This is a genomic window from Bosea sp. PAMC 26642 (assembly GCF_001562255.1).
Lineage (GTDB): Bacteria > Pseudomonadota > Alphaproteobacteria > Rhizobiales > Beijerinckiaceae > Allobosea.
Genome location: NZ_CP014301.1, coordinates 20,362 through 45,240 on the forward strand (window position 1 = coordinate 20,362; position 24,879 = coordinate 45,240).

At 67.4% G+C, this 24,879-nt stretch carries 22 protein-coding genes; 15 read left to right on the forward strand and 7 right to left on the reverse strand.

The genetic code is table 11. The features are described from left to right. Positions 1–26 precede the first annotated feature (26 nt). From AXW83_RS00090 to AXW83_RS00100, 3 genes are all read left to right on the forward strand, one after another. Complete coding sequence (locus AXW83_RS00090) at positions 27–1,826, forward strand: tetratricopeptide repeat protein (protein WP_066609570.1); 1,800 nt, start codon at positions 27–29, stop codon at positions 1,824–1,826. A gap of 152 nt (positions 1,827–1,978) precedes the next feature. Then, the gene (locus tag AXW83_RS00095; protein WP_066609571.1) at positions 1,979–3,457 is read left to right on the forward strand and encodes an EAL domain-containing protein; all 1,479 of its coding nucleotides are present in this window, start codon (positions 1,979–1,981) and stop codon (positions 3,455–3,457) included. A 103-nt stretch (positions 3,458–3,560) separates the two neighbouring features. After that, positions 3,561–4,442 (forward strand): TIGR01459 family HAD-type hydrolase, encoded by an 882-nt coding sequence (locus AXW83_RS00100; protein ID WP_066609573.1) that lies wholly within the window; start codon positions 3,561–3,563, stop codon positions 4,440–4,442. 156 nt (positions 4,443–4,598) lie between these two features. On the opposite strand, the gene AXW83_RS00105 is transcribed toward AXW83_RS00100, so the two are convergent. Next, positions 4,599–4,982, reverse strand: a complete 384-nt coding sequence (locus AXW83_RS00105) for a response regulator (protein WP_066609574.1) — start codon at positions 4,980–4,982, stop codon at positions 4,599–4,601. 284 nt (positions 4,983–5,266) lie between these two features. Here AXW83_RS00105 and AXW83_RS00110 point away from each other — a divergent pair, with 284 nt between their 5' ends. The 9 genes from AXW83_RS00110 to mutL all read left to right on the forward strand — a co-directional run bounded on the left by AXW83_RS00110 (position 5,267) and on the right by mutL (position 17,562). Next, on the forward strand, positions 5,267–5,710 hold the full coding sequence (locus AXW83_RS00110; protein WP_066619529.1) for a MaoC family dehydratase: 444 nt from the start codon (positions 5,267–5,269) through the stop codon (positions 5,708–5,710). Positions 5,711–5,794: 84 nt separating this feature from the next. After that, complete coding sequence (locus AXW83_RS00115) at positions 5,795–6,766, forward strand: bifunctional riboflavin kinase/FAD synthetase (RefSeq protein ID WP_066609575.1); 972 nt, start codon at positions 5,795–5,797, stop codon at positions 6,764–6,766. Between the two features lie 209 nt (positions 6,767–6,975). Beyond that, positions 6,976–10,017 (forward strand): isoleucine--tRNA ligase, encoded by a 3,042-nt coding sequence (gene ileS / locus AXW83_RS00120; protein ID WP_066619531.1) that lies wholly within the window; start codon positions 6,976–6,978, stop codon positions 10,015–10,017. Beyond that, on the forward strand, positions 10,014–10,496 hold the full coding sequence (gene lspA / locus AXW83_RS00125) for a signal peptidase II (RefSeq protein WP_066609576.1): 483 nt from the start codon (positions 10,014–10,016) through the stop codon (positions 10,494–10,496). Before ileS ends, lspA begins: the two co-directional genes overlap by 4 nt. A gap of 76 nt (positions 10,497–10,572) precedes the next feature. Continuing rightward, positions 10,573–11,214 (forward strand): hypothetical protein, encoded by a 642-nt coding sequence (locus AXW83_RS00130; RefSeq protein WP_066609580.1) that lies wholly within the window; start codon positions 10,573–10,575, stop codon positions 11,212–11,214. Between the two features lie 194 nt (positions 11,215–11,408). Continuing rightward, positions 11,409–12,695, forward strand: coding sequence for a M16 family metallopeptidase (locus tag AXW83_RS00135; protein ID WP_082766854.1), 1,287 nt, complete (start codon positions 11,409–11,411; stop codon positions 12,693–12,695). 56 nt (positions 12,696–12,751) lie between these two features. Next, on the forward strand, positions 12,752–14,044 hold the full coding sequence (locus tag AXW83_RS00140; protein ID WP_066609583.1) for a M16 family metallopeptidase: 1,293 nt from the start codon (positions 12,752–12,754) through the stop codon (positions 14,042–14,044). A 199-nt stretch (positions 14,045–14,243) separates the two neighbouring features. Further along, positions 14,244–15,566, forward strand: coding sequence for a hypothetical protein (locus AXW83_RS00145; protein ID WP_082767418.1), 1,323 nt, complete (start codon positions 14,244–14,246; stop codon positions 15,564–15,566). 175 nt (positions 15,567–15,741) lie between these two features. Continuing rightward, complete coding sequence (gene mutL / locus AXW83_RS00150; protein ID WP_066609584.1) at positions 15,742–17,562, forward strand: DNA mismatch repair endonuclease MutL; 1,821 nt, start codon at positions 15,742–15,744, stop codon at positions 17,560–17,562. A 5-nt stretch (positions 17,563–17,567) separates the two neighbouring features. Here the strand turns inward: mutL and AXW83_RS00155 are convergent, their stop codons facing one another. From AXW83_RS00155 to AXW83_RS00170, 4 genes are read right to left on the reverse strand one after another with little or no spacing between them, the layout of a single operon-like run. After that, positions 17,568–17,972: a hypothetical protein gene (locus AXW83_RS00155; protein WP_066609585.1), complete on the reverse strand. Its 405-nt coding sequence runs from the start codon at positions 17,970–17,972 to the stop codon at positions 17,568–17,570. After that, complete coding sequence (locus AXW83_RS00160) at positions 17,969–18,211, reverse strand: DUF433 domain-containing protein (RefSeq protein ID WP_082766855.1); 243 nt, start codon at positions 18,209–18,211, stop codon at positions 17,969–17,971. Before AXW83_RS00160 ends, AXW83_RS00155 begins: the two co-directional genes overlap by 4 nt. Positions 18,212–18,270: 59 nt before the next feature. Continuing rightward, positions 18,271–18,843 carry a 16S rRNA (guanine(966)-N(2))-methyltransferase RsmD gene (rsmD, locus tag AXW83_RS00165; RefSeq protein WP_066609587.1) on the reverse strand — a complete coding sequence of 191 codons (573 nt, stop codon included), beginning with the start codon at positions 18,841–18,843 and terminating at the stop codon, positions 18,271–18,273. A gap of 12 nt (positions 18,844–18,855) precedes the next feature. After that, entirely contained in the window at positions 18,856–21,144 is a 2,289-nt protein-coding gene (locus tag AXW83_RS00170) for a pseudouridine synthase (RefSeq protein ID WP_066609589.1), read from the reverse strand. A gap of 212 nt (positions 21,145–21,356) precedes the next feature. On the opposite strand from AXW83_RS00170, the gene AXW83_RS00175 reads away from it, so the two are divergent. Further along, on the forward strand, positions 21,357–21,785 hold the full coding sequence (locus AXW83_RS00175) for a nucleoside deaminase (protein ID WP_066609591.1): 429 nt from the start codon (positions 21,357–21,359) through the stop codon (positions 21,783–21,785). 283 nt (positions 21,786–22,068) lie between these two features. Then, on the forward strand, positions 22,069–22,479 hold the full coding sequence (locus AXW83_RS27445; RefSeq protein ID WP_066609593.1) for a peptidoglycan L,D-endopeptidase MepK: 411 nt from the start codon (positions 22,069–22,071) through the stop codon (positions 22,477–22,479). On the opposite strand, the gene AXW83_RS00185 is transcribed toward AXW83_RS27445, so the two are convergent. Then, positions 22,455–23,195, reverse strand: a complete 741-nt coding sequence (locus AXW83_RS00185) for a sulfite exporter TauE/SafE family protein (protein ID WP_066619543.1) — start codon at positions 23,193–23,195, stop codon at positions 22,455–22,457. The two genes, AXW83_RS27445 and AXW83_RS00185, sit on opposite strands and share 25 nt — an antisense overlap. Before the next feature lie 105 nt (positions 23,196–23,300). Between AXW83_RS00185 and AXW83_RS00190 the strand changes: the two genes are divergently transcribed. Then, complete coding sequence (locus AXW83_RS00190) at positions 23,301–24,047, forward strand: ArsR/SmtB family transcription factor (protein WP_082766856.1); 747 nt, start codon at positions 23,301–23,303, stop codon at positions 24,045–24,047. On the opposite strand, the gene AXW83_RS00195 is transcribed toward AXW83_RS00190, so the two are convergent. After that, entirely contained in the window at positions 24,007–24,870 is an 864-nt protein-coding gene (locus AXW83_RS00195; protein WP_236841780.1) for a patatin-like phospholipase family protein, read from the reverse strand. The genes AXW83_RS00190 and AXW83_RS00195 overlap by 41 nt on opposite strands. Between the last annotated feature and the right edge of the window lie 9 nt (positions 24,871–24,879).

The following is a 24,879-nucleotide window of genomic DNA, read 5'->3' on the forward strand; positions in this document are numbered from 1 at the left end:
GGAGATATAAACTGGACCGCAGCCCGATGGTCGATGGCGGCGAAACCTCGGATGGGCCGAACGGCGGATCCGCGACGGCAATCCGCGCTGCGATGGACCGCATCCTCGCCTCCGATGCGTTGCGCGGCGCTCCACAGCTTTCCGCCTTCCTGAGCTTCATCGTCGAACGCGCTCTGGCCGGGCGCGGCGGCGAGCTGAAAGGCTATACGATTGCTGTCGAGGCTTTCGGCCGGGCGCCGGACTTCGACCCGCAGACCGATCCCATCGTCAGGGTAGAGGCCGGGCGCCTGCGCAAGGCGTTGGCGCTTTACTACGCCGGCGAGGGGGCCGACGATCCGGTCCGGATCACCATGCCGGTCGGCGCCTATGTTCCGGTCTTCCAGTCCGTCGTGCCTGCGGCCCCGGCCGAGCCCGAAGCGCCTCGCCATGAGCCGCAACCGGCTGCCGCCATCGAGTCTGCCGCGCCCGTCGCGGCCGCGTCTGCGGCGGCTCGGCCCGATTATGGGGCGCTCGCCGGGCGCGTTCTGCTGTGGGCCGCCTTGGGTCTCTTGGTCGGAGCGGCCATCTTCCTGGTCTGGCGCGACGCCAGGCAGGCGCTCGACGCGGTCAGGCTGAATGCGCCGGCGCAGAACGGGGCAGCTGCCGATGGCGATAGGGCCGAGACGGGCGCGGTAAACGCGTATCTGCCCGTGATCTCGGTCTCGTTCGGTGAGACGCCGTCGGATCCGGGGCTGGCGGATGTGGCGCGCACCTTCACGCGTCTGCTGGTCGATGCGCTCGCACGTTTCGACGACATGGTCTCGATCAAGGCGCCGGCGGATGCGAGCGAGGCCCAGGAGAAACCCGACTACACGTTCGAGATGAATCTCGACCGGGTAGGGGATAGCGTCGAAGGCTTCGGCCGCCTGAGTTTCGTCAGGGATGGGCGCATCGTCTGGACGACGTCGACGATGCGGAGCCTGGCCGGCGGGGCCGAGGACGGAGCATTGCAGGAACTCGCGCGCCGGCTCGCGATCAGGCTGGCGGAGCCTTTCGGGATCATTCACGCCGATTTCCGCCAAGCGGCGAACTCACCTGCCATGCGTTGCCTTTTCAAGGCGCTGAATGTCAGGCGCACCATGAAAGCCGACGATCATCTTGCGGCGAGAACCTGCCTCGAGGAAGTCGTCGAGAAGGATCCCGGCTTCCACCCGGCATGGTCGCAGCTCTCTCTCCTGATCCTCGACGAATACACCTTCGGCCTCAATCCGAAGTCCGGGATGCCGCTCGAACGGGCGATGGCCGCCGCAATGACGGCCGTGCGGCTTGCGCCCTCCAGCGCCCGGGCCCAGCAGGCGATGATGGACGTGCATTTTGCCCGCGGCGCGATCGAGGACGCGCTGAAGGCCGGCCAGGAGGCGACGGCCCGCAATCCCTACGACCCCGACATCATGGCCGATCTCGGCGCCCGCTACATCCAGCTCAACCGGCCTGCCGAGGGGCTGCCGCTGCTCGAACGCGCGATCGAGCTCAGCACCGGCAGGCCGTCCTGGTATGATTTCTTCGCCTTCGTCGGAGCGCATCTGCTGGGTGCCAGCAAGGTGGCCGAGGCACACGCGGCGATCCTGGTCGCCGATGAAAGTCCGCTCAGCCTGCTCGGGCGCTCCTTGCACGCTGCCGTGACGGGCGACGACGTCGGGGCCATGGCGGCGATGCGGCGGCTTGCCCAGATCGAGCCGCTCCTCGTGGTCGACAAGCGTCTGTTTTTGTCCCGGGCCGGGTTTTCGAGCGTCGTAATCGACCGGATCCTAGTCGATCTCGGTCCTGCGGCGGCCATCACGCCCTGAGCGGCGCCATCGCCGTCGATCCGTCATCGACGCAGTTGTCGTTTTCCGCGCCTGTAACGCCGATTCCCTTGGGTCGCCGTCATGCTCTATGGTTGCAGCTGAACTGTGATTCGCCGTTTTCGTCCCGATCAACCCGTGGTGCGATCGCTCACTTGGCCCCCATCAGCCTGACAGCTCTCCACCCCCTCGCCGGCGCCGTCACCGGCTTGTCGGCGGGCGCCGCGACGATGCTGCTTCTGCCGGGAACGCTCGGGAACGCGGTCGGGCTCCTGCTCGCCGGGGGCGGCATGATCGGTTCGGCGCTGGTGATCCAGCGGCGCAGCCTCGCCCAGCGCGAGCAGGTTTTCGCGGCGCTCGGCGAGGTCAAGGTCAAGCTCGCCGCCAATGCGATAAGGCTGGACGCGATGGTCCAGCGCGTCGATCAGATGCCGATGCGCGAGGCCGATGCCGTTCCGGCGCGTGCCGCGATCAACGAACTGACCGCCGAGGTCGGACTTCTGGGAGACCTGCTCCAGCAGGTCGCGACCACGCTGGCCGATCATGACGATCAGCTTGCCAACGCCCGGACGCAGCCTGCCCCCCTTCCGCCGGAGCCGGAGAGGCGAATTGCCATCGCTGCCCCTGTCCCCGTCATCGATCCGGAACGCGCCCGCCAGGCGAAAATCGACATGATGGAGGCCGAGCGGGCGAAGGCGGCCGATGCCGCCGCGCGTCGCGCGGCCGACGAGCGCGCGGGCGTGATCAGTGCGGCGCTGGCAGAGGGCAAGGTCGAGGTTCATCTCCAGCCGATCGTCGAACTGCCGCGTCGCCGCACCCGCGGCTACGAAGCGCTGGTGCGGCTGCGGCTCGATGAGACGACCCTGCTGCTCCCTGCGGAGTTTCTCGTCGTCGTCGAGGAGCGCGGCTTCGGCCCGACGCTCGACGCGCTGGTGTTGACGCGTGCGCTGGCGATCGCCCGCCATCTCGGCGCGAAGGAAGGCGGCCTTTTCGTCTCGTGCAATTTCAGCATGGCGACCTGGAACGCGTCGAAGGCGCTGGCGACGCTGCTGCGCATCCTCGACAAATATCGCGAACATGCCGGGCACCTCGTCATCGAGATGCCACAGCGGGTTTTCCGCACGCTCGATCCGACCAGCCTCGGCCTGCTTGGCGCGATGTCGGCGATCGGCGTGCGTTTCGCCCTCGATCAGGTCGCGGATATCAGATTCGATCCCGTGGCGCTGTTCGATCGCGGCATTCGCTTCGTCAAGGTGCCGGCCGCCCTGTTGCAGGCCGAGGCGGAAAAGGCCTCGAACGACATCGATGTCGGCGATCTCGCGGTTCTGCTGGCCCGGGGCTCCGTCACGCTGGTCGCCGAGAAGGTCGAGGACAACCCCACCGTCGCCGACATGATCGAACTCGGCGTCACCCACGCGCAGGGCCTGGTCTTCTCGCCGCCGCGTCCGGTGAAGCCCGATGTCTTCGCCGATCCGGTCCCGGCCCCGGCGCCGGCCGAAACACCCGCCCCGCGCCCGGCGGCGGAAATCCTTGGCTATCCGGCCGCCCTCCCGGTCGCGGCCAATGCCGCTCCGGACCCGGATGAGGCTAAACCCGAGCGCGTTTCATTCCGCTCGGTGCTGCGACGCGCCTGAAGCTCTGCCGCATCGCCGAGGACGATCCTGCGAGCGACCTTGTTGCAACGCGGTTCCCATGGCGGCCGCTCTGCTTTAGGTCCGTGTCTCCACGTCAAACGGAGTGAGTGCCTTGCCATCGACACCGCCCCCTTCCGTCACGACGGCCCTGACCGCCTTTTCGGAGATCGCATCGTCCTTCGATCTCTGCCTGTGCGACATCTGGGGCGTCGTCCACAACGGTGTTGCCGCTCATCCAGAAGCGATCGAGGCGCTTGTGGCCGTGCGAGAGCGCGGCACGACCGTCATCCTCGTGACCAATGCGCCGCGCCCGCGCTCAGCCATCGAGGTTCAACTCGATGGTTTGTCGGTTCCCAAAGCGGCCTATGACGGGATCGTCACCTCCGGCGACGTTTGCCGCGCCTTGATCCAGGCAAGGGCAGGACAGCCGGTCTACATGCTCGGGCCCGATCGCGACCTGCCTCTGCTCGCCGGGCTCGACGCGCCGCGGGTTGCGCCGGAGCAGGCGAGCTATGTGCTTTGCACCGGTCTGTTCGACGACGAAACCGAAACGGCGGAGACCTATGCCGAACTGCTTTCGGGCTTCGAGGCGCGAGGCCTCACGCTGATCTGCGCCAATCCCGATCTCGTCGTCGAGCGCGGGGGGGCGATCGTGCCTTGCGCCGGCTCCATCGCGCTCGCCTATGAGGAAATCGGCGGCGAGGCGGTCTATGCCGGCAAGCCGCATCCGCCGATCTACGAGGCCGCCCTCGCAATGGCGCAAGCCGAGCGGGGCGGGCCGATCACGCGCAAGCGCATCTGCGCCATCGGCGATGCGATCCGCACCGACATCGCTGGTGCAAACGCATTTGGGATCACGGGAATCATGGTGATGGCGGGCATCCACGCCCAGGACCTGCTCGCCGCCTCATGGGACGAACGCCATGGCTGGTTCTCACTGCAGGACCAGCGCCCGCATTACGCGCTGCCGCATCTGGTCTGGTGACGGGGCTCAGGCCTTTGAGGGCGTTGCAAGACGCGTTCCGGTGAGTCGGCTGGCGTGGCGTTCGAGAACCGGAGCGGAGCGGACTTCATGTCCGTGAGCACCGGAAGCGCAGAACGCCGCGTCAGATGGCCTCCGGAGTAGCGTTTGGCGATGGCCTCAAGCGGCGCAGACCGATTCGATCTTCGATTTCAGGGTCTGCGCGTTGAACGGCTTGACGATATAGTTGTTCACGCCGGCCTTCTTGGCGGCGATGACATTTTCCGTCTTCGACTCCGCCGTGACGATGATGAACGGCGTCTGGGACAGTGTCTGCTCCTCGCGCACGCGTTGCAGTAGCTCGAAGCCTGTCATCGGCTCCATGTTCCAGTCGGAAATCACCAGGCCGTATTTCTTGCCCCGCATCTTCGCGATGGCGCTCGTGCCGTCCGAGGCGTCATCGACGTTCTCGAAGCCGAGCTGCTTGAGCAGGTTGCGGATGATCCGCACCATCGTCTGATAGTCGTCGACCACCAGGATCGGCATGGACGGGTCGAGAGCCATTGTGGTGCTCCGGGATTGAAAGGCGTTGGCGCTGCCGAGAGGCCGGCGGGGGCGTCTTGATCGGCTGACCGATGGTCAAGCGTCTTAGCGGGCCCGTGTTTCAAAGCCGTTAATTGGATCGTAAAGTGACGCTACGTCATTTTGTTTTGTCCTTTGCGCTCCGCCGGGCCGGGCCTACGGGTCGTCACCAAAGTCCAATGGCCGAAGCGTTTCTCCTGTGACAGGGTCGCCTCACGCTAGACCGATCCGGCCTTTCCGCTGCCGGGCACATGCAGCCGAGTGCCATGAGCAGCACGCTCTACCATGTCCATGCCTTCGAGGATCTGGCGCTGGGCCAGAGCGAAAGCCTGATGCGCACGGTGATGGAGCGCGATGTCTCGCTGTTCGCGGACCTGTCAGGCGATGCCAATCCGATCCATCTTTGCGACCGCTACGCCGCCAACACCAAGTTCGGCCAGCGCATCGCTCATGGTATGCTGACGGCCAGCCTCGTCTCGGCGCTGCTCGGCACGCGACTGCCCGGCCCCGGAGCGGTCTATCTCTCTCAGACCCTGACGTTCCTTGCGCCCGTCAAGATAGGCGACGTCGTTACCGCCCGCGTCGAAGTGGTCGAACTGGTCGTCGAGCGCCGCCGCGCCCGGCTGTTCTGCGAATGCCTGGTCGACGGCAAGCCCGTCCTCGAAGGCGAGGCGTGGGTGGCGCTACCGCCGTCGCGCGCCAAGGCGTGAACGGCTCCGCTTGACGCACCCGCGGGCTTGAGGCCAAACACAGCGCCGGCCGGGACATCCTGGTCTTCGGACGCCTTCTGATCCATGACATTCCACGCCGATGCGCCCGCGCAAGCCTTCGTCCTCGACCTCGCCAAGCCTGTCCCCGAGGCGTTGCGGGGTGCGGTGCTGGCGCTGGGAAATTTCGATGGCGTCCATCGCGGCCATGCCGAGCTCGCCCGCACGGCGGTGGCGATGGCCGGGGAACATGGCACACGCGCAGCGGCTCTGACGTTCGAGCCCCATCCCCGCAGCGTCTTCAGGCCCGAGCAGCCCGTATTCCGTCTGACGTCGCCCGAGATCAAGATGGAACTGCTGGCTGAGGCCGGCCTTGGCCTGACCTTCGTCCTGCCCTTCGACCGCGACATCGCCGCGATCGATGCGAACGCCTTCATCGACGATCTCCTGCTCGGCCGGCTTGGTGCGGTCGGCCTCGTCTGCGGTTACGATTTCCATTTCGGCAAGGGCCGCGCCGGTTCGCCCGAACTGCTCCACGACCGCGCCGCCGCGAACGGGATTCCGGTCTCCGTCGTGCCGCCCTATTCATGGGCTGGCGAACCGGTCTCCTCGACGCTGATCCGGACCGCACTGGAGGCAGGCGATATCACCCGCGCCGCAGATTTCCTCGGCCGGCCCTGGTTCGTGCGCGGCGTCATCGCCCATGGCGACAAGCGCGGCCGTGAACTCGGCTATCCTACCGCCAATATGCACCTCGCCCGCGATTGCCGTCTCCGCTACGGCATCTACGCCGTACGCATGAAGATCGACGGCATCTGGCGCGACGGCGTCGCGAGCTTCGGCAGCCGCCCGACCTTCGACGACGGCGCGCCCCGTCTCGAGACATTCGTCTTCGATTTCTCCGGCGATCTCTATGGCAAGCAGGTCGATGTCGCGCTGGTCACGTGGCTGCGCGGCGAGGCGAAGTTCGGTTCCCTGGACGCCCTGATCGTCCAGATGGACTCAGACAGCGCTCGCGCCCGCATCATTCTCGCGCAAACGCCGCCCTTCCTTCCGTAAGCCGCCTTTGCTAGAAGCCGCAGATGCTCGCTGATCGCGCCATATCGATAGATCTTTTCCGGCGAATTACGGGCCCGGCTGCTGCCCTGCGCTGACGCGCGGGCGCCTGTGCAAGCCGGGGTAACGATCGCTTTTCCCAGATTTCCCGCCGGACCGGCGCCGCGCCACCCGATATGGCCCGCTCGTCCGCATTGCCCGAGCCGGACCAGATGACCGACAAGACGCCCGAGACGATCGACTACTCCCAGACGCTGTTCCTGCCGCAGACGGAATTCCCGATGCGCGCCGGGCTGCCGCAGCGCGAGCCGGAACTGCTCGCCCGCTGGGCGAGGATGGATCTCTACCGCAAGCTGCGCGAGGCCGGCAAAGGCCGCGACCGCTTCATCCTGCATGACGGCCCGCCCTATGCGAACGGCAACATCCATATCGGCCATGCGCTGAACAAGGTGCTGAAGGACCTCGTCACGCGCTCGCAGCAGATGCTCGGCTTCGATTCCAACTACGTGCCGGGCTGGGACTGCCACGGCCTGCCGATCGAATGGAAGATCGAGGAGCAGTACCGCGCCAAGGGCCTGAACAAGGACGACGTGCCGGTCGTCGAATTCCGCAAGGAATGCCGCGCCTTCGCCGAGAAATGGGTTGATATCCAGCGCGAGGAGTTCAAGCGGCTGGGCGTCGAGGGCGACTGGGACGATCCCTACCTGACGATGGCTTACGGCGCCGAGGCCCAGATCGCCCGCGAGATCATGAAATTCGCCGAGACGGCGCAGCTCTATCGCGGCTCAAAACCGGTGATGTGGTCGGTGGTCGAGAAGACCGCGCTGGCCGAGGCCGAGGTCGAGTACGAGGAGCATGTCAGCGACACGGTTTTCGTGGCGTTTCCTGTGCTGAACGCCCAGAATTATCTCGCGCAAGACATCGTCCCGAGCATGTCGGTGCCCGAGCCCGCGACTTTGAACGGCGCCTCCATCGTTATCTGGACCACGACCCCTTGGACCATGCCGGGCAATCGCGCGATCTCGTTCCACAACAAGATCGCCTACGGCCTTTACCGTGTCACTGCAGCACCCGAGAATAATTGGGCCAAGGTCGGCGTGACCTACATCCTTGCCAAGAATCTGGCCGAAGGCGTCTTCAAGGCTGCCAAGGTCGAGGCCTTCGAACTCGTCGCTGACGTGCCGGCCGCTGCACTCACCGGCCTGACCGCCGCCCACCCCCTGCGCGGCCACGGCTACGATTTCGACGTCCCCCTCCTCGACGGCGACCATGTGACTGATGAAGCCGGTACCGGCTTCGTGCACACCGCGCCTGGCCACGGCCGGGAGGATTTCGACATCTGGATGGCGAGTGGGCGTCAGTTGCTAGCCCGCGATATCAAAACGGAAATCCCCTACACCGTCGATGCAGATGGTCGCTTCACCAAAGATGCTCCCGGATTCGAGGGCGCGCAGGTCATCACCGACAAGGGCGAGAAGGGCAACGCCAACGAGGTCGTCATCAAGGCACTGGCCGCCTCGGGCAATCTCGTCGCGCGCGGCCGCCTCAAGCACCAGTATCCGCATAGCTGGCGCTCGAAGAAGCCGGTGATCTTTCGCAATACGCCGCAATGGTTCATCGCCATGGACAAGGCGATCGGCGAGGCTCCGAGCCCGACGGGCATCGGGGAGATCGCGCCATCGGCCGGCGGCAACGTCGACACCCTTCGCAACCGCGCGCTCAGGGCGATCAAAGAGACCCAATGGGTCCCCGCCGCCGGCGAGAACCGCATCAACGGCATGATCGCCAACCGCCCCGACTGGGTCGTTTCGCGCCAGCGCGCCTGGGGCGTGCCGATCACGGTGTTCGTCGAGAAGGAGACCGGCGCGATTCTGGTCGATGCGAAGGTCAATGCCGCCATCGCCGACGCCTTCGAGCAGGAGGGCGCCGACGCCTGGTTCGCCGACACCGACGGCGCCCGCTTCCTCACCCCCTTCGGCTACGATCCGGCGCTGTATGAGCGCGTCACCGACGTGCTCGACGTCTGGTTCGATTCCGGCTCGACCCACGCCTTCACGCTGGAGCAGCGGCCCGATCTGCGCGCCAGGCGTCGCGGCGACGGCGGCAACGACCGGGTGATGTATCTCGAGGGCTCCGACCAGCATCGCGGCTGGTTCCATTCGAGCCTGCTCGAAAGCTGCGGCACGCGCGGCCGTGCGCCCTACGACATCGTGCTGACTCACGGCTTCTGCCTCGACGAGAAGGGCGAGAAGATGTCGAAGTCTAAGGGCAACGTCACGGCCCCGCAGGACATCATCAAGGATTCGGGCGCCGACATCCTGCGCCTCTGGGTCGCGGCGGCCGACTATTCCGACGATCTGCGCATTGGCAAGGAGATCCTCAAGACCTTCGTCGAGACCTATCGCAAGCTGCGCAACACCACCCGCTGGATGCTCGGTACGCTCGCCCATTTCAGCGAGGACATCCGCGTCGCCGAGCCGCAGACCATGCCCGAGTTGGAGCGGCTGATGCTGCACCGGCTCGCCGAACTCGGACCTCAGGTCGAGGAGGCCTACCGCACCTACGACTACAAGAAGGTCGTGACGCTGCTCTCGCAGTTCATGAACACCGAGCTGTCGGCCTTCTATTTCGACATCCGCAAGGACGCCCTCTATTGCGACCCGCTGTCGAGCCATGTCCGCAAGAGCGCACTGACGGTGGTTGACCATCTCTTCCGCTGCCTCGCCACCTGGCTCGCGCCGATCCTGGTCTTCACCATCGAAGAGGCCTGGCTGGAGCGCTATCCGGAGCAGAAGGCGCTGGACGGTTCGGTCCATCTCGAGCTCTTTGCGCAGGCGCCGCAGAGTTGGCTCGACCCCGAACTGGCCGAGCGCTGGACCAAGATCCGCCGTGTCCGTCGTGTCGTCACCGGCGCACTGGAACTGGAGCGCGCGGGCAAGCGCATCGGCTCCTCGCTGGAAGCTGCACCGCAGGTCTTCATCGACGATCCCGATCTGTGTGCCGCGCTCTCGGGGCTGGATCTTGCCGAGATCAGCATCACCTCGGGGATCGTCGTCGTGGCGGGCGAGGGACCGGCGGACGCTTTCCGCCTGCCGGACGTGCCCGGCGTGTCGGTCGTCTCGACCCGCGCGCCTGGCGTGAAATGCGCTCGCTCCTGGAAATATTTCGATCCCGCCAGCGCCGACCCCGCCTATCCGCAGGTGACGCCGCGCGATGCGAAGGCCTTGCGTGAACTGGGCGCGAAAGCGCGATGACGCAGGCCCGCCGTCTCGGCCTCCTCGTCGTCGCGCTGATCTTCGGGCTTGATCAGGCGAGCAAGCTCTGGCTGCTCTTCGGCGTCAGGCTGGCCGAGAACGGCCCCTTCGCGCCGACCTCCTTCATGGAGATCGTGCTGGCCTGGAACAGGGGCATCTCCTACGGGCTGTTCCAACAATACAGCGATTTCGGGCGCTGGACGCTTGTCGTGGTCTCCTTCATCGCCGCCGCCTGGCTCGGGCGCTGGATGTGGCGCGAGACCAGGACGCTGACCGTCGTCAGCCTCGCGCTGATCATCGGCGGCGCGCTTGGAAACGGCGTCGATCGCGCCGTCTATGGCGCGGTCGTCGACTTCGTGCACCTGCATTACGGCAGCTTCAGCTGGTACATCTTCAATCTCGCCGATGCGGCCATCGTTGTCGGAGTGGCGGGTCTGCTGTATGAGTCCGTCTTTCCCGAGACGAGAAGCAGCGCCTGACCCAAGGGTTGCCATCGTTTCGCCGCGCGTTTCGGGTTTGTGAGGGGATAAAGGCATCCCCAAGGGAGATTAAGACATGGCTCATCGCATCCGCATGGCGCACTGGCTTGTGAGCGGCGGCCTGCTGCTCGCCGCCACGTCTGCGTCCGCGCAGGAAGGCGTGCTGTTCAAGAACCTGCTGGAAGGCGTCTTCGGCAGCGGCACCAACGACATCGAATATCGTCAGCGTCCGCCCTTGGTGGTGCCGCCCGGTTCGGCACTGCCGCGCCCGCAGGATCCGGCGAGCGCCCGCAATGCCGCCTGGCCCAATGACCCCGACATCGCCAAGCGGCGCGCCGAGGCCGCCGCAGCGCGGGTTCCGTCGAGCGAGAACGAGAAGTTCCGCAACAACCCGCTGCTGAGCCAGCAGGAATTGCGGCGCGGCCGCTCCACCGCCATGGACGGGCGGCCGATCATCCAGGAAGAGCAGAACAATACGACCAATCAGATCAACGCGATCCGGGTCGGCCGCGAACTCGCGGCGCGCCGCAGCGCGAATGCCGAGACCACCTTGCTCTATGGCGAGGAGCCGCAGCGTCGTACGCTGACCGAACCGCCGGTCGGTTATCGGCGCCCGGCCGGCACGGCCGCTCTGGGGCCTGGCGCCCGCGGCCCCGTCGAGGACACGCAGGCCGCCGGCCAGCGCGAATTCCTGACCGGCACCAAGCCGATGCAATAACGGACCGCGCCGGTCTGGCCGCCTCGGCGGCAGACCTCCTTTGCACCGAGCATTCGCGCTCGTCATGTCCGGCAGCCCATCATCGCGCACGACTGTCGATTATCCTGGCCGATAGCTGGCAAGCGGCGGCGTTGCGTTCTACATCAGGCTGCGACAATTCGGTCGGCGCGGCAGGAGACCCAGCCCAGGTGAACATGCATATGCGCCAGAACATGGCCGGGCCGCAGGTCGAGGCCTTCAGGCTCGGCAACGGCATGGATGTCGTGGTCGTGCCCGACCGTCGTGCCCCGGTCGTCACGCACATGGTTTGGTACCGCAACGGCTCGGCCGATGATCCGGCCGGCAAGTCCGGCATCGCCCATTTCCTGGAGCATCTGATGTTCAAGGGCACGGCCAAATGGCCGGCCGGCGAATTCTCAAAGATCGTCGCGGGCTATGGTGGCCAGGAGAACGCCTTCACTTCCTTCGACTACACTGCCTATTTCCAGCGCGTGCCCAAGGCCCATCTTCGGGCCATGATGGATTACGAGGCCGACCGCATGACCGGCCTCGCTTTTGAGGAAAGCGTCGTTGGTCCCGAGCGCGACGTCGTTCTCGAAGAACGCAAGATGCGCGTCGATTCCGACCCCGCCGCTCAGCTCGGCGAGGAGTTCTCCTCGGCGCTCTTCGTGCACCATCCCTACGGCACGCCGATCATCGGCTGGGAGCACGAGATCGAGGGCCTGAACCGCGACGATGCCTTCGCCTATTACCAGCGCTTCTACACGCCCGAGAACGCGATCCTCGTCGTCGCCGGCGACACCGACGCGGCCGAAGTCCGCAGGCTCGCCGAGGCGACCTATGGCCAGATCGCCGCGCGCGGCGAGACGCCGGTCCGCAAGCGCCCAGCCGAGCCCGATCCGCGCGCCGCGCGCCGCGTCGCACTGTCCGACCCCCGCGTGCGCCAGCCTTCGCTGCGTCGCGGCTGGCTGACGCCGACCTATCTCTCAGGCGAGCGCGAGGAGGTCTTCGCGCTCGAACTGGCGGCCGAAATCCTCGGCGGCGGCACGACCTCGCGGCTCTATCGCAGCCTCTGCGTCGAGCAGGAACTCGCGGCCGGGGCCAGCGCCTATTGCATGAGTTCGATGGTCGATCGCGCCGCTTTCCAGGTCTCAACCAGCCCGCGTCCCGGCGTCGGGATGGCTGCGCTGGAAGCCGGCCTCGATGCCGCCTTGGCGACCTTCCTCGCGGACGGCCCGACCGAGATCGAGCTGGCCCGCGCCCGCACCCGTCTCGTCGCTGAAACCATCTTCGCCCGCGACAGCCAGTCCTCGCTGGCCCGCATCTTCGGCTCCTCGCTTGCCGTCGGCGAGACGGTCGAGGACGTGCTGGCCTGGCCCGAGCGCATCGAGGCTGTCCCGCGCGATGCCGTCATCGCGGCCGTGCGGCGCTATCTTCGTCCCGATCGGTCTGTCACCGGGCTGCTGCTGCCGGCTGCCTGAGACCCGATCCTCCCTTTGCTTGGGCGGGGCTTCGCATCTCGCCGACAGGAAGCGACATGAACGAGCCCATTCCCGCCCTTTCGAGCATCGCCGGCCCCTCCGTCGCGGTGCAGACGGTCCGCTCCGCCAGTGGCGTTGAGGCCTGGCTCGTCGAGGAGCACAGCCTGCCGCTGATCGCGGTCGACTTCGCCTTCGACGGCGGCACCAGCCGCGATCCCGACAATGCCACCGGCAGCGCCTATCTCGTCTCCGGTCTGCTCGACGAGGGCGCGGGCGATCTCGATGCCGAGGCCTTCCAGGGTAAGCTCGCCGACCACGCCATCAGCCTCGGCTTCGACGCCCGCCGCGACGATTTCCACGGCCAGATCCAGACGCTGACGCGCCATCGCGATACCGCCTTCGAACTGCTGGCGCTCGCCGTCAACGCGCCGCGCTTCGACACCGATGCGGTTGAGCGCGTCAAGGCGCAGATCGTCTCGGGCCTGCAGCGCCAGGCCCAGAACCCCGAGACGCTCTGCCGCAATGCCCTTTATGCTTCGGCCTTTCCGGGACACCCCTATGGCCGCCCCGAAAAGGGCGATGTCGACAGCGTCTCGCGGCTGGAGGCCGGCACGCTGAGAACGCTCTCGGGCTCGCTTCTGACCAGGGCCGGGCTGAAAATCGTTGTGGTCGGCGACATCACCGCAGAAGAACTGGCACAACGGCTCGATCAGGTCTTCGGCGCATTGCCCGCGGGCACGCCGCGCGCAGCGCCGGTCGAGGCCTTGCCGATCCAGGGGCTGGGCGAGACCCATGTCATCGATCTCGACGTGCCCCAGACCGTGCTGCGCTTCGTCGCGCCGGGGCTGATGCGCCACGATCCCGATTTCATCGCCGGCAGCGTGCTGAACCATATCCTCGGCGGCTCGGCGTTTACGTCGCGCCTGTTCCTGGAGGTCCGCGAGAAGCGCGGCCTCGCCTATGGCGTTTCCTCGAGCCTGCTGCCGCTGCGCCAGAGCGCCATGCTGGTCGGCGGCACCTCGACCCGAAACGACCGCGTCGCCGAATCGCTCTCCGTCATACGCGAGGAGATGGCCAAGCTCGCCGAAGCTGGCCCGACCGAGCATGAGGTCGAGGAGGCCAAGCGCTACATCATCGGCTCCTATCCGCTGCGCTTCGACACGTCGCCCAAGATCGCCTCCGAACTGATGAGCCTGGCCGTCAACGGCTTCGCGCCGGATTTCCTGACCCAGCGCAACCCGCTCTTCGCAGCGGTGACGCTCACCGATGTCAGGCGCGTCGCCGGCCGTCTCTTCGGCGATCCGCGCTTGCTGGTGCAGGCGGTTGGCCGGCCGGTTGATCTTGTCTGATTGGAAGCCGGTTGCCATAACACGGCCCCCGTCATCCCGGGCGACCGAAGGGAGAACCGGGATCCATGCCTGAACCTTTCCGATCAGTGTTCAGGCATGGATCCCGGCTCTCCGCTGCGCTGCAGCCGGGATGACGGCGCGATTTTGGTATGACGACGACAGCTTTCGACGACGCTATCCTGCAAAGGCGGACCCCATCATGCTTCAGCAAAGCTTCGATCTCGCGCTCGAATCCGGCGTCGGCCAGGGCGGCATCCCCGATGCGGCCTTTGAGCAGGCTCTGGCCGATCTGGCGCCTGCCCTCGCGCGGCTGAAGAGCCAGGCCGAAGATGGGTCGCTCCCGCTGCTCGGCCTGCCGACCGATACCGCCGATATCGCCCCGGTCCAGGCCGCCGCGAAGCGCCTCAAGGACGGCGCGACCGACATCCTCGTGCTCGGCACCGGCGGCTCCAGCCTCGGCGGTCAGACGCTGGCGCAACTCGCCGATTACGGCATCCCCGGCCTGTCGCGTTTTGCACCCGAGCCGCGCGTCCATTTCATCGACAATCTCGACCCCGACACCTATGAGCGCCTGCTCGCGAAGCTGCCGCTGAAGACCACGAAATTCGTCGCGATCTCGAAATCGGGCGGCACCGGCGAGACCCTGCTGCAATCGATCGCGGCGATCGATGCCATGCGCGCGGCCGGTCTGAGCGATGCCGAGATCGGCGAGCGTTTCCAGGGCCTGTCCGAGCCCGCCAGGCCCGGCAAACTGCACCCGCTGCGGGCCTTGCTAGAGCCCTTCGGCGCGCCGTTCCTCGAACATCACACCGCCGTCGGCGGCCGCTATTCGGTGCTAACCAATTGCGGCCTGCTGCCGGCTGCCGTGCTCGGTCTCAACATCGAGGCGCTGCGCGCAGGCGCTGCCAAGGCCGTGGCCCCCGTTCTCGCCGGCGACAGCGTCCGCGAAACGCCCGCCGCGCTCGGTGCGGCCCTGCATCTCGCCGCGATGCGCTCGGGCAAGAACATCGCCGTTCTGATGCCCTATGCCGACAAGTTCGCCTTGCTCACGCGCTGGTGGATGCAGCTCTGGGCCGAGAGCCTCGGCAAGGACGGGCAGGGCACGCAGCCGGTCGGCGCGCTCGGCCCCGTCGACCAGCATTCGCAGCAGCAACTCTATCTCGCCGGTCCAAAGGACAAGTTCTTCACGGTCCTGACCGTCGGGGCCAAGGGCAAGGGGCCGAAGATCGACGCTGCGCTTGCCGGCAAGATCGGCCAGGACGATTTCGCGGCTAAGACCATCGGCGATCTCGTGGCAGCGCAGGGCGTGGCGATGATCGACACCTTCGCCAAGAACGGCTGTTCGGTCCGCCGCTTTCACATCGACGCAATCGACGAGGCGATCCATGGTGAGGTGCTGATGCACTTCATGCTGGAGACGATCCTGACCGGCTACGCCATGGGCGTCGATCCCTTCGACCAGCCCGCGGTGGAGGAGGCCAAGATCCTCGCCAAGCGCTATCTTGCCGAAGGGCGCAGCTGAGTCGCCGTCACCCTTGTCATTCCGGGGCTTCGCGAAGCGAAGAACCCGGAACCCACGACCGGGTGAACCTGAAAGCGCACGATAGGATCACCCTGTCGTGGGTTCCGGGTTCGGCTCTGCGAGCCGCCCCGGAATGACAAAGGGAACGCCGGTTCCTGCGCCGCATGAGAACCTCATGACCGTCCGCCGCCTCGATCCCGTCCTCGTCGACCGCATCGCCGCCGGCGAGGTGATCGAGCGGCCGGCCGCGGCGGTCAAGGAACTGGTCGAGAACGCCATCGACGCCGGCGCCACTGCGATCGCGGTGACGATCGCGGCCGGCGGGCGCGAGTTGATCCGCGTCGTCGATGACGGCGCCGGCATGACCCCGGACGATCTCGCACTCGCCGTCGAGCGTCACGCCACCTCCAAGCTTCCCGACGGCGACCTCTTCGCCATTCGCTCGCTCGGCTTCCGCGGCGAGGCGCTGCCCTCGATCGGCTCGGTCGCGCGGCTTTCCATCGTTACCCGCAGGCGGGATGCAGATCAGGGGACGGCCCTCGTCGTCGAGGCCGGCGAGAAGGGCGCGTTGCGTCCGGCCGCCGCCGCCTACGGCACGCGCATCGAGGTCAGCGACCTCTTCGCCTTTACGCCGGCGCGCCTGAAATTCCTCAAGAGCGACCGAGCGGAAGCGCAGGCCGTTTCCGAGATGCTGCGGCGGCTCGCCATCGCGCACCCCGCGATCCGCTTCTCGCTCGAAGGCGAGCATGTCTCGGCCTTCGATTGGCCGGCGGAGGCCCTCGGCGAGGACGGCCAGCTGCGCCGGCTCGCCCGTGCACTCGGCCGCGATTTTCCGGAAAACGCGCTCAGGCTCTGGGCGGAGCGCGAGGGCTTCGCCATTGCGGGCTTCGCCGGCCTGCCAACCTTCCATCGCGGCACCTCGGCCGGTGTGCATCTCGCCGTCAACGGCCGCCCGGTGCGCGACAAGCTGCTGCTCTCGGCCGTGCGCGGCGCCTATGCCGACGTCGTGCCCTCCGACCGCCACCCGGTGCTCTTCCTCGACGTCGTCTGCGACCCCCGCCTCGTCGATGTCAACGTTCATCCCGCCAAGAGCGAGGTCCGTTTCCGCGATCCCGCGCTGGTGCGCGGCCTCGTGGTCTCCGGCCTGAAGGCGGCGCTCGCCGAGGCCGGCCACCGCGCCACCACGACAGGCGGCGCCCGCACACTGGAAGCCTTCCGCGCCGTCTTCGCCGGCACGGGGCAGGGCGGCCTGCAGCGTCCGCATTTTCCCGAAACGCCTGCCTGGGCATCGACGCCGACCTGGGCATCGCCGGCAAGCGGCTTCGGCGAAGCCCCGCAGGCCGGCTTCGAGGCCTTCGCCGCACCATCAGCCGATGCGCGCGCCCACGCCGCCGAGCCGACCTCCGACGCGCTGGACAGACCGCTCGGCGTCGCCCGCGCGCAGCTGCACGAGACCTATATCGTCGCGCAGACCAGGGCTGGCATCGTCCTCGTCGATCAGCACGCCGCCCATGAACGGCTGGTCTATGAGCGGCTAAAGGCCGAGCGCGCCCGCGACGGCATCGCCCGCCAGCCCTTGCTGCTGCCCGAGGTCGTCGAGCTCGACCCCGTAGACGCCGACCGACTCCTCGCGGCGATGGACGATCTCGCGACGCTGGGTCTCGTCATCGAAGCCTTTGGCCCCGGCGCAGTACTCGTTCGGGAAGCCCCGAGCCAACTCGCCGGCGGCAACCTCCAGAAGCTCGTCCGCGATGTTGCCGACGCGCTGGCAGAGGACGGCACCACCGGCTCGCTCGAACGCCGCCTCGACCACATCCTGGCGACGATGGCCTGCCACAACTCCATCCGCGCCGGCCGCCGCCTGCGGCCCGAAGAGATGGACGCGCTGCTGCGCGAAATGGAGGTCACGCCCAATTCAGGCCAGTGCAATCACGGCCGGCCGACCTATGTCGAGTTGAAGCTGGCGGATATCGAGCGGCTGTTCGGGAGAAAGTGAAGGCGCTATGGCGCCCACACTTGGAACGGTGCGATCGGTGGCAGCGTGGTTCCTCCGACAGGACGGTTGTCGATCCTCCGACTGCCGTTCAAGGCAATGGAGATATGGTCGCCTGGCTTTGCCAGCCTGATCGTTGCCGCGATGTCGGCAGCCCTCGGCATCAGGAGGGGCCGCCAGTTAGTAGGGACCGCGACCACCGCAATCATCCGGCCCAACATATTTTGTTGCCGTCCGATGCTCTTGTCGTTTGTCAGGAGAACGTCGTAGCCCTCTGCCTGGACACGGGCCAACAGCAGCCCGTTCCTGATCCCTTTCCACGTGTTGGGAAAGGCCGATGCGTGCAGGCTGAAAGTGGTTAGAGCTTGAGCCAGATGGCGAGGTACACCCTCGTCCAACATCACGCGCATCATGCAGCTTTCGCTGCCGCGATCATGTCCGGCATCAACTCTAGCACGGCCATCACATCCTTGCGGTCAAGCGTCGGAAAAGAATCGAGAATTTCATCGAGCGTCAACCCACCGGCAAGGTTGCCAAACAGCGTATCGACTGTCACCCGCGTCCCACGAAACACCACGCTTCCGCTCATGATCTCGGGATCAGATGTCAGCAGTTCGGACAATGTCGGGTTCGGCTGTGCGGAGTCGACCATATGCACCTCCTACGGAGCAGAAACCAGATTACCCCGCTTGGCACAGAAGAGCCAGATGGTCAGGAGACGGTGCTCGTCACCTGCAGCACCATCACCTGCGTCTCTCCATAGGCCCGCTGCTCCCGCGCCTCGAACCCCTCCGGCAGTGCGATCTCCACGCCCGCCGCTTCCTCCAGCACGATGAGCGCGTCCGGTTCCAGCCAACCGCCGTCACGCGCCGAGATCAGTGCCTTTTCGCCCAGACCCTTGGCGTAGGGCGGGTCGCAGAAGACCAGCCCGAAACGCTCCATCGGGCCGATCGCACCGAGCTTGGTCGCGTCGCGCCGGAACACCCGGCTGTGGCCGGCCAGCCCCAGCGTCGTCTGGTTCTCGCGGATCAGCCCGCGCGCCTCGGTGCCGTCATCGACCAGCAGCGCGAATGACGCTCCGCGTGACAAGGACTCGAAGCCCATCGCGCCCGTGCCGGCAAAGAGATCGAGCACACGCGCGCCTTCGACCACGTGGTCATAGGCATGCGCGAGCACGTTGAAGAGCGATTCACGCAGCCGGTCCGATGTCGGGCGGATCATTCCGATCCCCGGCTTCGGCCCGGCCAAGGCGCGCCCGCCCAGGCGTCCTCCGACGATCCGCATCAGCGCTCGGCCTCAGTCACGCTTGCCGCGCGGTGCGCCGCCGGGACGCGGACCCTTGCCGCCGCCGCCCGGACGTCCACCGCCGCCGGGCTTACCCCCGAAGGGGCGTCCACCTGAAGGCTTGCCTCCGAACGGTTTGCCGCCTGAGGGCTTGCCGCCGAACGACTTGCTCCCGAACGACTTGCCGCCGTCGCGTTCGCCGCTGCGTCCGGCCGGCCGCTCGCTGGAACGCGCGGCATAACTTCTGGGCGCGCCGCCCGGCTTGTCGCCAAAGCTGCGGCCGGCGGGGCGCCGGTCACCGCCGCGCTCCTCGCCGGGACGCTCGCTGAAACGACGCGGCGACCGCTCGCCGCCCTCGCGCGGGGCGCGCTCGGGCCGGTCGCCACCAGGTCTGTCACTACCAGGTCTGTCACCACCAGGTCTGTCACCACGCGGCCCGCGCTCGGGACGCTCGGTTCGCGGCGCGGCGTCCTGCCAGGGACGCTCCTGGGTGCGATCGCGCTCGCCGCCCTCGACGCGCGGACGGCGGACAGGGCGCTCGCCGCTGCCGGCGCGCTCCGGCGCGCGTGCCTGACGCGCCAGCGCCTGCGCCGCGCCGCGCTCGCTGCGCGGCAGGCGGTCGGGCCTGCGCTTGGGGTTCACGCCCTCGCGAGCCGGACGCTCCGCGCTGGCCGACGCGCTGACGCGCTCGACCCGCACCCGGCGGCCATTGGGGTCCTCGATCGCGGTGCCGCGCTTGCGCACGACCTCGCCGGTCGCCTCGCGTGTCTGGCGCTCGGCCTTGGGGTCGGCGCCACGGCGCGGCGGCGCCTTGCGCTCGCGCTGCGGCTCGGCCTCGGCATCGCGCCAGACGGTGCGCTTCCACGGTTTGTCGCTGCGGTCGTCGAGAGAGGGCGTGCGGACGGCGTCGCTCTTCCAGCGCTCGCGCTCGGGCTTGCCGTCGCGGTCGCCCGTCTCGCGACGGCGCGGACGATCGTCGCCGCTGGGCGCGCGTTGACCTTCGCGGGGTTTTGGAGGGGCCGCCGGCAGCTCGTCGCGGCGCGGCGCCTCGAAATCGACCCCGGCTTTCGCCATCAGGGCTTCGCCGAGCTGGTCCTTCAGCACGCGCGAGCGGATCTCGTCGACCTCGCCCTCAGGCAGATCGGCCAGCTGGAACGGCCCGAACGAGACCCGGATCAGCCGGTTCACGTCGAGGCCGAGATGCTCCAGAACCGTCTTGACCTCGCGGTTCTTGCCCTCGCGCAGATCGACCGTCAGCCAGGTGTTGGAGCCCTGCTGGCGCTCGAACCGCGCCACGACCGGGCCGTACGAGACGCCCTCGATCGTGACGCCGTCGCGCAGCGTATCGAGCCTGTCCTGCGTCACCGAGCCGAAGGCCCGCACGCGGTAGCGCCTGAGCCAGCCAGTCTCCGGCAGTTCCAGCATGCGCGCCAGACCGCCATCATTGGTCAGCAGCAGCAGGCCCTCGGTGTTGATGTCGAGCCGCCCGATCGAGAGCACGCGCGGCAGGTCTTCCGGCAGCGCGTCGAATACGGTCGCGCGGCCCTCGGGGTCATGGTTGGTCGTCACGAGGCCGCGTGGCTTGTGGTAGAGCCACATCCGCGTGCGCTCGCGCGCCGGCAAGGGCTCGCCATCGACCGTCACGACATCGTCGGGGCCGACATCGAGAGCCGGGCTCTCCAGAACCTTGCCGTTCACGCTGACGCGGCCTTCGAGGATCATCGCCTCGCTGTCGCGGCGCGAGGCGACGCCGGCTCGCGCCATCACCTTGGCGATGCGCTCCGGCTCCTGGACCAGCGAGGGCAGCAGCTTGGCTTCGGAGACCGGAGCCTCTTCGCGCGGGCGTCTCGGCCGCTCGAAGCGCCCGGCCTCGCCCCCGGCACGCGCGGGGCGGCTGGAACTGCGTTCGCCCTCGGGTCTTGCACGGAACGGCCGCTCGCCGCCCTCGCGGGGAGGGCGGCTGGAGCTGCGTTCCCCGTCGGGTCTGGCCCGGAACGGCCGCTCGCCGGCCTCGCGCGGCGGCCGGCTCGCACCGCGTTCGCCCTCGGGCCTCGCCCTGAACGGGCGCTCTCCGCCTGCACGCGGCGGGCGCGGCGCGCCGTCCCGCGAGCCGGCCGGTTTGTCGAAGCGGCGTGGGGGACGCTCTCCGCCGGCCGATGCACCGGCACGCGCGGGACCACGTCCTGCGCCGTCACGCCCGAAACCGCCGCCGCGCGAGCCGCCATCCTTGCCGCCGCCACGGCCGCCCGCGCCGCCGCCCTTGCGCGGGCCACGGCTTTTCTGGTTGTTGTCGTCGCTCATGATCGCTCCGGAGCATGGTTCGCGAAAGGGAATGACGCGTTCCGCGAAGGGCCGATGCTCAATAATGTGATGTCGCGGGCGTGCCTCTCGGCGGGCTTGAGGCGCCGTGGCACGCTGACTGATAGCCGGGGCTTGTAGCAGAGCCGCATGCGGCTCGCGAGTGGTAAAGCAGGGTTTCGACGGTGCAGGAGAAAACGCAAGGCGTCGATGGAATGGCACTCGCCCTGGACGAGGCGCGCGCCGCCGCCGCGCGGGGCGAAGTGCCGGTCGGTGCGGTGGTGCTGCGCGACGGGGTGCTGCTCGCCTCGGCCGGAAACCGCACGCTCGAACTCAGGGATCCGACCGCCCATGCCGAAATGCTGGCGCTGCGCATGGGCTGCGAGGCGATCGGCAGCGAGAGGTTGATCGGCTGCGACCTTTACGTCACCCTCGAACCCTGCCCAATGTGCGCGGCGGCGATTTCCTTCTCCCGCATCCGCCGCCTCTATTTCGGGGCGGGCGACCCCAAGGGCGGCGCCGTCGAGAATGGTGTGCGGCTCTATGCCAGCCCGACCTGCCACCACGCGCCCGAGGTCTATGGCGGACTGCGCGAAAGCGAGGCGGCCCAGCTGCTGCGTGAGTTTTTCAAGTCCAGGCGATAGTCGCCGCCGAAAAGCGACCATGACGTTGCTGAATCGGCGTCTTGAACAAAACAGATTTCCCAAAAACCAGCAATTCCGGATCCGATTTTCAAGTATCACATATTTTTGCGCTACTTCGCCGGAACGCGAGGCTAGAGCGCTGAACGGTGCGGTCCGGTCACAGTCTTATTTTTGCCTTTTAACCAATCTAATCGACCGAGAAGTACTCAGCCAGACCAGTTCATGGTGGCTTGAGCTTCTCATTCTCCTGGATGTCATAAGGTTTGTAATGCGTAGTATTGCCATGTCCGTTTTATTTGCCGTTTCTTTCCCCGTGCTGGCGCATGCCGATGCCTCTCTCGGAAAGGTTTCGTTCCAGCCGCAGGTCAGGGGGTTGGGCTGTCTCAAGCCCGAGGCCGTCACGATGGTCAAGGAACTCGTCGCGAAGATCGGCCCGATACAGGTCACCTCGACCTGTGGCGGCCGCCACGCAAGGCGATCGCAGCACTATCACGGCAAGGCAGTCGATTTCCGGCCCCTCGCCACCTCCGCCCGCAAGGCGGTCGCCGTGGCCAAGGCGCTCGAAAGCACCGGCGGCGTCGGCTCCTATCCGAACGGCGTCGTGCATGTCGACGTCGGCGATCGCGAGATTTCCTGGTTCGGGCACAAGCGCGCCAACCGCCGCCTCGCCTACGCCGCCCGCAGCACGAGATAGGCTCCGAGCGCCAGAAGCCCGGCGAAGAAGCAGAACTTGAAGGTCGCGGCAGAGATGCGGTTGCGGATCATAGTACCGACGGCCATTCCTGCCAGCGCGGGCGCCAATGCCAGCAGCGAGCGCCACGCGACGGTGAGATCGAGCGCTCCCGTGCCGACCAGTCCCACCGAGAGTGCCAGCGTCGAGACGATGAAGGAGACGCCCAGCGCCTGGACGAGTTCGTCCTTGTCGAGGCCGAGCGCCTGCAGATAGGGCACGGCCGGAAGCACGAAAACGCCGGTCGCGGCCGTGGCTATGCCGGTCGTGATGCCGATGACGGGCGCAAGCCAGGTTTCCGCCTTGGCCGGTACGCGGAGCTTCGCGGCCTTCAACCCAACCAGCGCATACAGCACCAGCGCGATGCCGAGCCAGAGCGTCGCGGAGCCGTCCTTCTGCTGTGCCAGCAGCCCGGCGCCGGCCCAGGTGCCGATGCAGATGCCGATCAGCATCGGCCACAAGCGCATCAGTATGGCCCTGAGCCCGGGGCCGGTCGCGATCTGCCAGCCATTAGTGACGAGATTCGGAACCACCAGCAGCGCGGCGGCCTGCGCCGGCGCCATCACCACGCCGAGAATGCCGACCGCGATGGTCGGCAGACCGAGCCCGATGACGCCCTTGACGAATCCCGCCAGCAGGAAGGTTGCGGCGATAAAGAGGATGAGGTGCAGGTTTTCCATGAGGCGTTTCTGCCATCGCAGGTCCGGGTTGTCGTCGTCGGACACTACGGCCCTCGCCGTAGCATTCCCGCTTGCCTGGCGCCCGGCACAGCGCATGATCGGGTCATGACCAGCAACGGACCCTATCTCGCCGAAATCGCTCATCTGATGGGCGACCCGGCCCGCGCCAACATGCTGCACGCCTTGATGGATGGGCGTGCGCTGACGGCCAAGGAACTGGCCTACCTCGCCGGCGTCGCGCCGCAGACCGCGAGCGGCCACCTCGCCAAGCTGATGCAAGGCGGTCTGCTCGACGTCGCGGTGCAGGGACGCCACCGCTATTACCGGCTGGCCGGCAGCGAGGTCGCCGCCGCGCTGGAAGGCCTGATGGTGCTGGCCGGCCCGCAAGGCTCGCCGCGCCGCCTTCCATCGCGCGTCGGCGAGGAACTGAGCCAGGCACGCACCTGCTACGACCATTTCGCCGGCCGTCTCGGCATCGGCATCCATGACGCGCTGGTCGCCGGCGGCCATCTCAGCGTCGCCGAAGGCGGCTATGGCCTCGGCCCCTCCGGTGAGGCGGTCTTCGCAGGCCTCGGCATCGATCCCGCGCCGGGGCGCAAAGGTCGTCGTGCTGCCTTGCGCCCCTGCCTCGACTGGAGCGAGAGGCGGCCGCACCTCGCGGGCCATCTCGCCGCCGCGCTCGCCTGCCGATGTTTCGAGATGGGCTGGGTCCGCCGCCGGAAGGACAGCCGTGCCGTCGTCCTGACCGAGGAAGGCGGGGCGGCGTTGGGCGCTGCGCTCCCGGGCTTCCGTTGCGATGCACAGGCCGCCGTCAGGCCCGTCGTTCGAGCACCTGCGACAGCCGACGCTTGACCTCGTCCTTGACCGGCTCCGACGCCTCCAGGATGGCCTGCACCTTGAAGAAATCGAGACCTCCAACGCCGTCCACGCCGGCGCGGATCAGGATGTCGGGTGGCTGGCGCTCGATCATGCGCTGTACGATCGTCCGGGTCAGGATCTGGCTGACGCCGATCATCGCCTCCAGGGGCTCGGGGATGCGCGCTTCGCTCACGGTCGCCGGTGCGCTCGTATCGACAGCCATCACGATGCGGCCGGGCGCCAGCAGCCTGTCGTAGGGCAGCGGATTGATCGCACCGCCGTCGATCAGCACGCGCCCCTCGATCACCACGGGCCGGATCAGACCGGGGATGGCCAGCGAGGCCGCGACCGCCGGCGTCAGCGGCCCCTGGCTGAGTGAAACCTCGCAATGCAGGTGGTAGTCGGTCGCCAGCGCCGTGAACGGCGTCTTCAACTCCTCGAAACGGTCGGGCACGGCCTCGGGCCAGAACAGGTCGAGCATGCGCTCGCCGTCGATCAGGACCGGATTGCCGAGACCGCGCATCAGGTCGGTGAACTTGCCGACGCGGGCATCGAGCAGCCGAGCGATCACCCGGGCGCGGTCCCGGAAGGTCGATACGACATGCTCGCGTAATTCCTTGCCGGAAAGTCCCGCCGCATAGGCCGCGCCCACGATGGCGCCCATCGAGCAACCGACGATCAGCGAGGGTTTTATGCCGAGTTCGTCGAGCGCTTCCAGCACGGGGATATGGCTTAAGCCCCGCGCACCGCCAGCGCCCAGCACCAGCACGAGTTCGGGTCGGCTAGGCTGCGGTTGGGCAAGGGCGCTGGACATCATGCGAATCTG

What these genes read in the sequence shown, in the direction of transcription:
- rsmD (WP_066609587.1), bottom strand. Translation starts at nt 18,843, where the DNA reads ATGCGGATCGTCGGAGGACGCCTGGGCGGGCGCGCCTTGGCCGGGCCG.
- lspA (WP_066609576.1), top strand. Translation starts at nt 10,014, where the DNA reads ATGACGCAGGCCCGCCGTCTCGGCCTCCTCGTCGTCGCGCTGATCTTC.
- ileS (WP_066619531.1), top strand. Translation starts at nt 6,976, where the DNA reads ATGACCGACAAGACGCCCGAGACGATCGACTACTCCCAGACGCTGTTC.
- AXW83_RS00110 (WP_066619529.1), top strand. Translation starts at nt 5,267, where the DNA reads ATGAGCAGCACGCTCTACCATGTCCATGCCTTCGAGGATCTGGCGCTG.
- AXW83_RS00175 (WP_066609591.1), top strand. Translation starts at nt 21,357, where the DNA reads ATGGCACTCGCCCTGGACGAGGCGCGCGCCGCCGCCGCGCGGGGCGAA.
- AXW83_RS00130 (WP_066609580.1), top strand. Translation starts at nt 10,573, where the DNA reads ATGGCTCATCGCATCCGCATGGCGCACTGGCTTGTGAGCGGCGGCCTG.
- AXW83_RS00185 (WP_066619543.1), bottom strand. Translation starts at nt 23,195, where the DNA reads ATGGAAAACCTGCACCTCATCCTCTTTATCGCCGCAACCTTCCTGCTG.
- AXW83_RS00115 (WP_066609575.1), top strand. Translation starts at nt 5,795, where the DNA reads ATGACATTCCACGCCGATGCGCCCGCGCAAGCCTTCGTCCTCGACCTC.
- AXW83_RS27445 (WP_066609593.1), top strand. Translation starts at nt 22,069, where the DNA reads ATGTCCGTTTTATTTGCCGTTTCTTTCCCCGTGCTGGCGCATGCCGAT.
- AXW83_RS00105 (WP_066609574.1), bottom strand. Translation starts at nt 4,982, where the DNA reads ATGGCTCTCGACCCGTCCATGCCGATCCTGGTGGTCGACGACTATCAG.
- AXW83_RS00135 (WP_082766854.1), top strand. Translation starts at nt 11,409, where the DNA reads ATGCATATGCGCCAGAACATGGCCGGGCCGCAGGTCGAGGCCTTCAGG.
- AXW83_RS00190 (WP_082766856.1), top strand. Translation starts at nt 23,301, where the DNA reads ATGACCAGCAACGGACCCTATCTCGCCGAAATCGCTCATCTGATGGGC.
- AXW83_RS00145 (WP_082767418.1), top strand. Translation starts at nt 14,244, where the DNA reads ATGCTTCAGCAAAGCTTCGATCTCGCGCTCGAATCCGGCGTCGGCCAG.
- AXW83_RS00090 (WP_066609570.1), top strand. Translation starts at nt 27, where the DNA reads ATGGTCGATGGCGGCGAAACCTCGGATGGGCCGAACGGCGGATCCGCG.
- AXW83_RS00195 (WP_236841780.1), bottom strand. Translation starts at nt 24,870, where the DNA reads ATGATGTCCAGCGCCCTTGCCCAACCGCAGCCTAGCCGACCCGAACTC.
- AXW83_RS00140 (WP_066609583.1), top strand. Translation starts at nt 12,752, where the DNA reads ATGAACGAGCCCATTCCCGCCCTTTCGAGCATCGCCGGCCCCTCCGTC.
- AXW83_RS00160 (WP_082766855.1), bottom strand. Translation starts at nt 18,211, where the DNA reads ATGGTCGACTCCGCACAGCCGAACCCGACATTGTCCGAACTGCTGACA.
- mutL (WP_066609584.1), top strand. Translation starts at nt 15,742, where the DNA reads ATGACCGTCCGCCGCCTCGATCCCGTCCTCGTCGACCGCATCGCCGCC.
- AXW83_RS00155 (WP_066609585.1), bottom strand. Translation starts at nt 17,972, where the DNA reads ATGATGCGCGTGATGTTGGACGAGGGTGTACCTCGCCATCTGGCTCAA.
- AXW83_RS00170 (WP_066609589.1), bottom strand. Translation starts at nt 21,144, where the DNA reads ATGAGCGACGACAACAACCAGAAAAGCCGTGGCCCGCGCAAGGGCGGC.